The organism is Desulfuromonadales bacterium, from assembly GCA_035620395.1.
Taxonomy (GTDB): domain Bacteria; phylum Desulfobacterota; class Desulfuromonadia; order Desulfuromonadales; family DASPGW01; genus DASPGW01.
On the sequence record DASPGW010000258.1, the window covers coordinates 1 to 6286 of the forward strand.

The 6286-nt window shown below is 56.7% G+C and carries 7 protein-coding genes; 2 read left to right on the top strand and 5 right to left on the bottom strand.

Annotated elements, in window-relative coordinates:
- Positions 1-2078 (bottom strand): DNA mismatch repair protein MutS (gene mutS / locus VD811_14075; GenBank protein ID HXV22111.1); only part of this gene is annotated, 2078 nt, incomplete at its 3' end.
- 202 nt (positions 2079-2280) lie between these two features.
- Here mutS and VD811_14080 point away from each other — a divergent pair.
- Positions 2281-2796, top strand: coding sequence for a hypothetical protein (locus VD811_14080; protein ID HXV22112.1), 516 nt, complete (start codon positions 2281-2283; stop codon positions 2794-2796).
- A 73-nt stretch (positions 2797-2869) separates the two neighbouring features.
- Positions 2870-3823, top strand: a complete 954-nt coding sequence (locus tag VD811_14085) for a cation diffusion facilitator family transporter (GenBank protein ID HXV22113.1) — start codon at positions 2870-2872, stop codon at positions 3821-3823.
- A gap of 227 nt (positions 3824-4050) precedes the next feature.
- Here VD811_14085 and VD811_14090 read toward each other — a convergent pair whose 3' ends face one another.
- The 4 genes from VD811_14090 to VD811_14105 all read right to left on the bottom strand — a co-directional run.
- The gene (locus tag VD811_14090) at positions 4051-5031 is read right to left on the bottom strand and encodes a hypothetical protein (protein ID HXV22114.1); all 981 of its coding nucleotides are present in this window, start codon (positions 5029-5031) and stop codon (positions 4051-4053) included.
- Positions 5032-5194: 163 nt separating this feature from the next.
- Positions 5195-5518: a response regulator gene (locus tag VD811_14095; GenBank protein ID HXV22115.1), complete on the bottom strand. Its 324-nt coding sequence runs from the start codon at positions 5516-5518 to the stop codon at positions 5195-5197.
- A gap of 90 nt (positions 5519-5608) precedes the next feature.
- A complete protein-coding gene (locus VD811_14100; GenBank protein ID HXV22116.1) occupies positions 5609-5836 on the bottom strand; it encodes a hypothetical protein in 228 nt (75 codons plus the stop codon).
- A 124-nt stretch (positions 5837-5960) separates the two neighbouring features.
- A partial coding sequence (locus VD811_14105; GenBank protein HXV22117.1) for a hypothetical protein occupies positions 5961-6286 on the bottom strand: 326 nt, incomplete at its 5' end.

The window sequence follows — 6286 nt, forward strand, 5'->3', positions numbered from 1 at the left end:
CGGGGAGTGGCATGGTTGAGAATGTTGGCCGTCTCCGTCATTTCGACCATGAAAGTCGATTGCCCCCGCGCCAGATTGTCGCTCGCCCCGACCCGGGTGAAGATCCGGTCGACGACGCCGATCCGCGCCGAACGGGCCGGCACCAGGCTCCCCATCTGGGCCATCAGCACGATCAGGGCGACCTGGCGCATGTAGGTCGACTTGCCTGCCATGTTCGGCCCGGTGATGATGAGGATCTGGTTTTCCCGGGTATCCATGATGACGTCGTTGGAGACGAACCGCTCCGAGAGGTTCATCGACTCGATCACCGGGTGCCGGCCCTCGATGATGACCAGTTCGTCGCTGCTGTCGATCTCGGGACAGACGTAATCGCGGTCGTGGGCCAGATCGGCGAGGGCGAGCAGCACGTCGAGAGCGGCCAGCGCTTCGGCGGTCGCCTGGATGCGCCGCCCCTGCGCTGCCACCTGCTGGCGCACCTGCTGGAAGAGGTCGTACTCGATCTCCACCAGTTTTTCCTCGGCACCAAGCACCTTTTCCTCGTATTCCTTGAGGGCGGGAGTGATGAAGCGCTCGGCATTGGCGAGCGTCTGCCGGCGCTGGTAATCCTCGGGGATGCGGTCGAGATGGCTGCGGGTGATTTCGATGTAGTAGCCGAACACCTTGTTGAAGCGGACCTTGAGCGTCGAGATGCCGGTGCGCTCTTTTTCCTCCCGCTCCAGCCGGGCGATCCACCCCTTCCCTTCCCGGCTGATGGCACGCAGATCGTCGAGTTCCGGGTCGAAGCCGTCGCGGATCAGCCCGCCTTCGCGAAGGATGAACGGCGGATCGTCGGCGATGGCCCGCCCGATCAGCCCGGTCACCTCGGGCAGCGGATCGATGGCTTCCCTGAGCCGGGCGAGCAGCGGGCTCTCGAGCAGCGACAACTGGTCGAGCATGGCGGGAAGGCGATCGAGCGAGCTTTTCAGGGCGACCAGATCCTTGGCGTTGGCGTTGGCCATGGCGATCTTGCCGTTGAGCCGTTCCAGGTCGTAGACCCCGTCGAGGGCGAGGCGCAGATCGCCGCGCACCAGGCTTTTGCTCACCAGTTCGAGCAGCGCCTGATGCCGGGCGCGAATCCGCTCCACATCGACCAGCGGCTGGTTGACCCACTGTCGCAGCTTGCGCCCCCCCATCGCCGTCACCGTCCGGTCGAGCACGCCGAGGAGCGAACCGCGCCGACTGCCGTCGTAGAGGGTGGCCGTCAGCTCGAGGTTGCGCCGGGTGGCGTCGTCCAGCACCATGAAGTCGCTGGTGCGGTAGGTATTCAGGGCCCGGATGTGTTCGACGGCCGCCTTCTGCGTCTCCCCCAGGTAGTGCAGGATCGCCCCGGCCGCCTGCACCGCCGCCGGCAGATCGGCACAGCCGAACGCCTCCAGGGAGGCGCAGCCGAAAAAGTCGAGTATCAGCCGCTCGGCCCGATCGGGCGCCCAGACCCACTCGGGCACCAGGTTGACCATCCGGCCGTCGAGGGGTCCCTGCAGCTTTTTGCGGAGGGCCTCGCCCTGCCCGCCTTCGACCAGCAGAACTTCGCGCGGATTGACCGAAGCGATCTCGGAACGCACCCCCTCGATATCCCGCACCTCGGTTGCCCGGAATTCGCCGGTGGTGATGTCGAGCAGGGCGATCCCCCACCGTGCCTGGCCGCCGTCGGCCAGCGCCAGGAGATAATTGTTCTCCTTGGGCTTGAGGGTTTCGGTATCGACCACCAGTCCGGGGGTGACGACCCGCACCACCTCGCGGCGCACGATTCCCTTGGCACTTTTCGGATCCTCGACCTGCTCGCAGATGGCGACCTTGAAGCCGTTCTCCACCAATCGGGCGATATAAGGCTGCGAGCTGTGATAGGGGATACCGCAGAGAGGCACTTCGTCGACCGCCCCCTTGTTGCGGGAGGTCAGCGTGATATCGAGGACCCGGGAGGCGGCGACCGCATCCTCCAGAAACATTTCGTAGAAGTCACCGAGGCGGAAAAACAGGATGGCGTCAGGATACTGGGACTTGATCTCCAGGTACTGACGCATCATGGGTGTGGTGGACATGAAAGCGAAAACCCCTTGTGAACTGGAAAACGGACAGGTCTGCAGGGCCGGGCACAACCGTTCGGGTCGACCCAGGACCTCTGAAATGAAGCGGAGTTATGTTAACAAACCGACCCCGCCATGTAAATAGGATTGTCCGCTGCAAAGGCCTTGACCCGGAGGCTGCGGAGTGCTAAGAAAGGCGGCATTTGCGGGAGGTACTATGACCGGATATAGTTTCTCGGACCAGGATGAACAGCTTTTCGCCAGGGAAAGCTTCGAGATTCACAACCTGCAGGACGAAATCCGCGTGGATCAGCTTTGCCAGCGACTCCTGCAATGCTTCCGCCGTGATCTTGAAGAGAAGAACTTTCTTGCGCCGGCGCAGGCCGGTGCCCTGGCCCACGGCGCCGACTATTTTCTGCGCGAGTTCGTCATTCCGGACCGCCGCGAGAACCTCTTCATCCTGCGCCCGGGCAGGGTTCGACAGTTCGCCGGCAACTGGTACATCCTTCGCAGCCTCGAGCCCAACTTGGCCGAACTGGAAACTATCCTGCAAGGAATTGCAGCATTTTACGCCTGGTGTGCCAGGGTCGGCAGGGTCAGCGGGGAACTGGCGGAAACGGTTCGGCAGGAGTGTTCCCTGCTTGATTTTTACCGGCAACGAATCGAAGACTTCTGGGCCATCGAGGGGGATGGCTATCTCGCCTGGGAGCGGGCCTGCACACTGAAGGAATAGAAAAAATTCAAGGTTCACGATTCAAGGTTCAAGGCTTCCCCTGGAGTCCGAATACTGATACCTTGCAAACGCGATGACCAAACCCTCCCCCAAAATACGCGCCGCCCGTTTCTCCATCGCCACCGCAGCTGCGCTTGCGACTCTCAAACTGGCCACCGGCCTGGCAACCGGGTCATTGGCGGTGATCTCTTCGGCGATCGACTCCCTGATCGACATTCTGATGTCGGGCGTCAATTATCTCGGCATCCGCCAGGCGGACCAACCTGCCGATTCCAGACATCCTTTCGGCCACGGCAAGTTCGAGACGATGGCCACGCTGACCCAGTCGCTGCTGATCGCCCTTTCCGGCGGCTGGATCATTTTTGAATCCGTCCGGCGACTGCTCCAGGGTGCAGCCCTGGCCCGCCTCGGCGAGGGGATGGCGGTACTGCTGCTGAGCGCCACCGTCTCCTGGGTGCTCGCCCGTTTCCTGCGCCGGGTCGCCCGCGAAACTGATTCTTCGGCGCTGCAGGCCGATGCGCTGCACTTCGCCATGGACGTCTATACCAACCTGGCGCTGGTGATCGGCCTGGGGGCCATCACCTTCTTCGACCTGCCGTGGCTCGACCCCGTACTCTCCCTGCTGGTGGCCCTCTACATTCTCTACGAAGCCATTCGACTGGTCCGCCACAGCCTGCGCGACGTCCTCGACGAGCAGTTGCCCGAGACCATACGCAAGGAGGTGGAACAGTTGATCCGCGCCCACCACGAACATCTGCTCGATTTCCACAACCTGCGCACCCGGCGGGCCGGGTCGCAGAAGATCATGGACTTTCACCTGACGGTCTGCAAGCACCTCTCGGTCGAGGAGGCGCACGCCATCGCCGACCATCTGGAAAAAAGGATAAAGCAGCAGATTCCGGGAGCCGATGTCACCATCCACATCGAGCCCTGCCTACGGCCCGACTGCCCCGGCATAGCGCAATGCCCCGTCGAAAAAACCCGGCTGGAAGAACCTGACAGCGAAGCCGAGAAGCAAATGGAATAAATATGGCGAAATGCCTGTTGGAGCCTCCCCACTAACAGGGGTAACAACTAGGCTCAAAAGAGATTTTTCCCAAATTTCCCGCCCAGCAAGAAAATGGCCACCCGGCGTTCAAGCCAGGTGGCCATACTAGTGGATGTCAGTAGCATTCACCTCTTCCTAATGACCTGCCTCCCTGATTCAAATTACAGATATTTTCAGCCAAATATTTCGCCCATAGAAGTGTAATCTTATTCCTGCAACGATCCTGTTATAACAGCAGGCTCCAAACTTAAATTCAAGGTTGGATCCATGGCATATTTAAAAACTGCCTTCTGCTCCTCTGACATCAGTTCCAGCGCTCGCTTTTCTATACGCAAAGATTCGCTTTCAAAACCCAATTCTGACAATCGAATAAGATCTGTGGAAAAACCGATGAGATCGAGGGTCTGAATGTCAACCTCATTGATGTCCTTCGCAGCCAGTTTGGCATATTTTTTGGTAATTAAACTGGCCTTTTGCAATTGACTCCTCAGTTGTCTTGACACATCAATATCCTTTTGAGCTTTTATATCCCCTGCCTCCACCGCTAATGCAATCTTTTCAATATTGCTGCTGAGAGCACTGAGCCTGACCATACTGACTTCTGCTTTGCCAAATTCATCAAGTGTTATATTCATGTGAGCCCCATCGGAGCTAACCAGTAATTCTGTATTCGCCAATGGTTTTTTAAGAAATTCTTCTTTCTTGTCTATCATTTTTTTATCGGCTTTTTTCAGAGTTCTTTCTGTTCTATTTTCACTTTCAAGGTTTAAAAACGGATTCATTCCAGCAAAACTCCAGTCTAGCAACACATCTGTAATTTTGTTAGGAAGCAGACCCAAGGTGGCAAAGTCCAATACATTCACAACAACACCAATCGGCAGCAAAACAATGCCCATTGGAACCTCATAAATCTCCAGAACTCCCTTATAAGGAGTCACCACATCGTACTCTGCCTTTGATTCAAATGTTTTTACTGTAAAAGCCTGGCTTTCCTGAACCTCTACATTGACCAACGCAGTTGTCACCAAAGAACCTGCATTTGTTCCGATATCGACTGCATGGGATATTTTATCTCGAACCATTTCCGTTTCTGTGTGGGTTTCAACCTTTAAATGATTTGCGCAACCAGATAAAAAAACACAAAAAACAATCAATAAAACCAAATTAAATTTCTTTTTACAAACCATGTCAGCCTCCTTCGACAATGGTGATGGATAAAAAAAGGCTTATTATCGTTTATATTGAAGATATGATGAGGTGTAGAATAATTTTTTTCCAAACTTGAACATTTGGATGACGCTGGCTCCTATCCTCTTCCTGCCGCTGAAGCCGAAACGGTTCGACGTAAGGCTAAAGCTTTTCCTCATCCTGCAGACCCTGCAAGACGCCCAGCACCTCCGCCTTGAATGGCTTGGAAATGCGCCCCTTGACGCCAGGAATCGTGTCGGGACCGGTGAGTTCCTCCGTTTCGAAGGCACCGCAGAGGAGGATCCGAGCGTCGCCGTCCACCTTGGCAAGCTGCCCGGCGACTTCGACCCCGTACATCCCCGGCATCGCCACATCCATCAGGATCAGGAACCGACGATGCTCCCGGTAGCGCTCGATGGCCTCCAGCCCGGTAGCCGCCTCGGCGATGACCGCATAGCCGCCCACCACGAGGATGCCCGACAGCAATACCGGCATCCTTTAGGAACTAGCAGTTTCTATACACCATGGAATCTGTAAAAATTCTGATATATTCCTGTTTTTGCATACAATCTTTGCTTACAACCTGTTTTTCTTTAACTTCTCCATGGTACCCGCCACCGAACAGGCCACCTGACGGATTTCCTCCCGCAGGCGGCGCAACAGCTGCCAGGTCAGTTCCGGGTTTACGGGTACGGGCCTGCCGCAATTGGGACAGCACAAGCGGCTTTCATCCCCCAGGTCGCGCAACCGAATCATGACGTTTTCCGAACAGTCCGCACAGGTCAACTGAATCACGAATTTCATCTTCACCTCCCCGCACGCATATTTCTGGCTACGGAGAGCATCCTACAAGCGCTTTCCTACATTTTTCCTACATTGGACAGTTAGGGATGGTAAGGATGAAAAAATTTTGGGGGGAGAGATATGCTCAGGCGGGATGGGTCCAGAAGGCTTCAAGGATCTCCTCGATCTCTTCATCGGAGAAGGTCGCCTCGCTCAAAGCCCTGGCATAGGCTTCCAACAGTTGGCGAGCCTTAACCGGATTGTTCCGCGTCGTATAAATTCCATGAAGAAGGCGGACCAGGTCTTCATTGATGGGATCGAAACGCAGGGCGGCGACGGCAATTTCCTCGGCTTCGGCATGGCGGCCGTCGGCAGTAAGGAGCGGACACCAGGAACGCACGCACTTGAGGTAAAGCAGAGAAAGTTCCTGACGGAAGGATTCGGCACTCTCCGGCAAGGGCAGGCTGGCCA

What these genes read in the sequence shown, in the direction of transcription:
- VD811_14080 (HXV22112.1), top strand. Translation starts at nt 2,281, where the DNA reads ATGACCGGATATAGTTTCTCGGACCAGGATGAACAGCTTTTCGCCAGG.
- VD811_14085 (HXV22113.1), top strand. Translation starts at nt 2,870, where the DNA reads ATGACCAAACCCTCCCCCAAAATACGCGCCGCCCGTTTCTCCATCGCC.
- VD811_14090 (HXV22114.1), bottom strand. Translation starts at nt 5,031, where the DNA reads ATGGTTTGTAAAAAGAAATTTAATTTGGTTTTATTGATTGTTTTTTGT.
- VD811_14100 (HXV22116.1), bottom strand. Translation starts at nt 5,836, where the DNA reads ATGAAATTCGTGATTCAGTTGACCTGTGCGGACTGTTCGGAAAACGTC.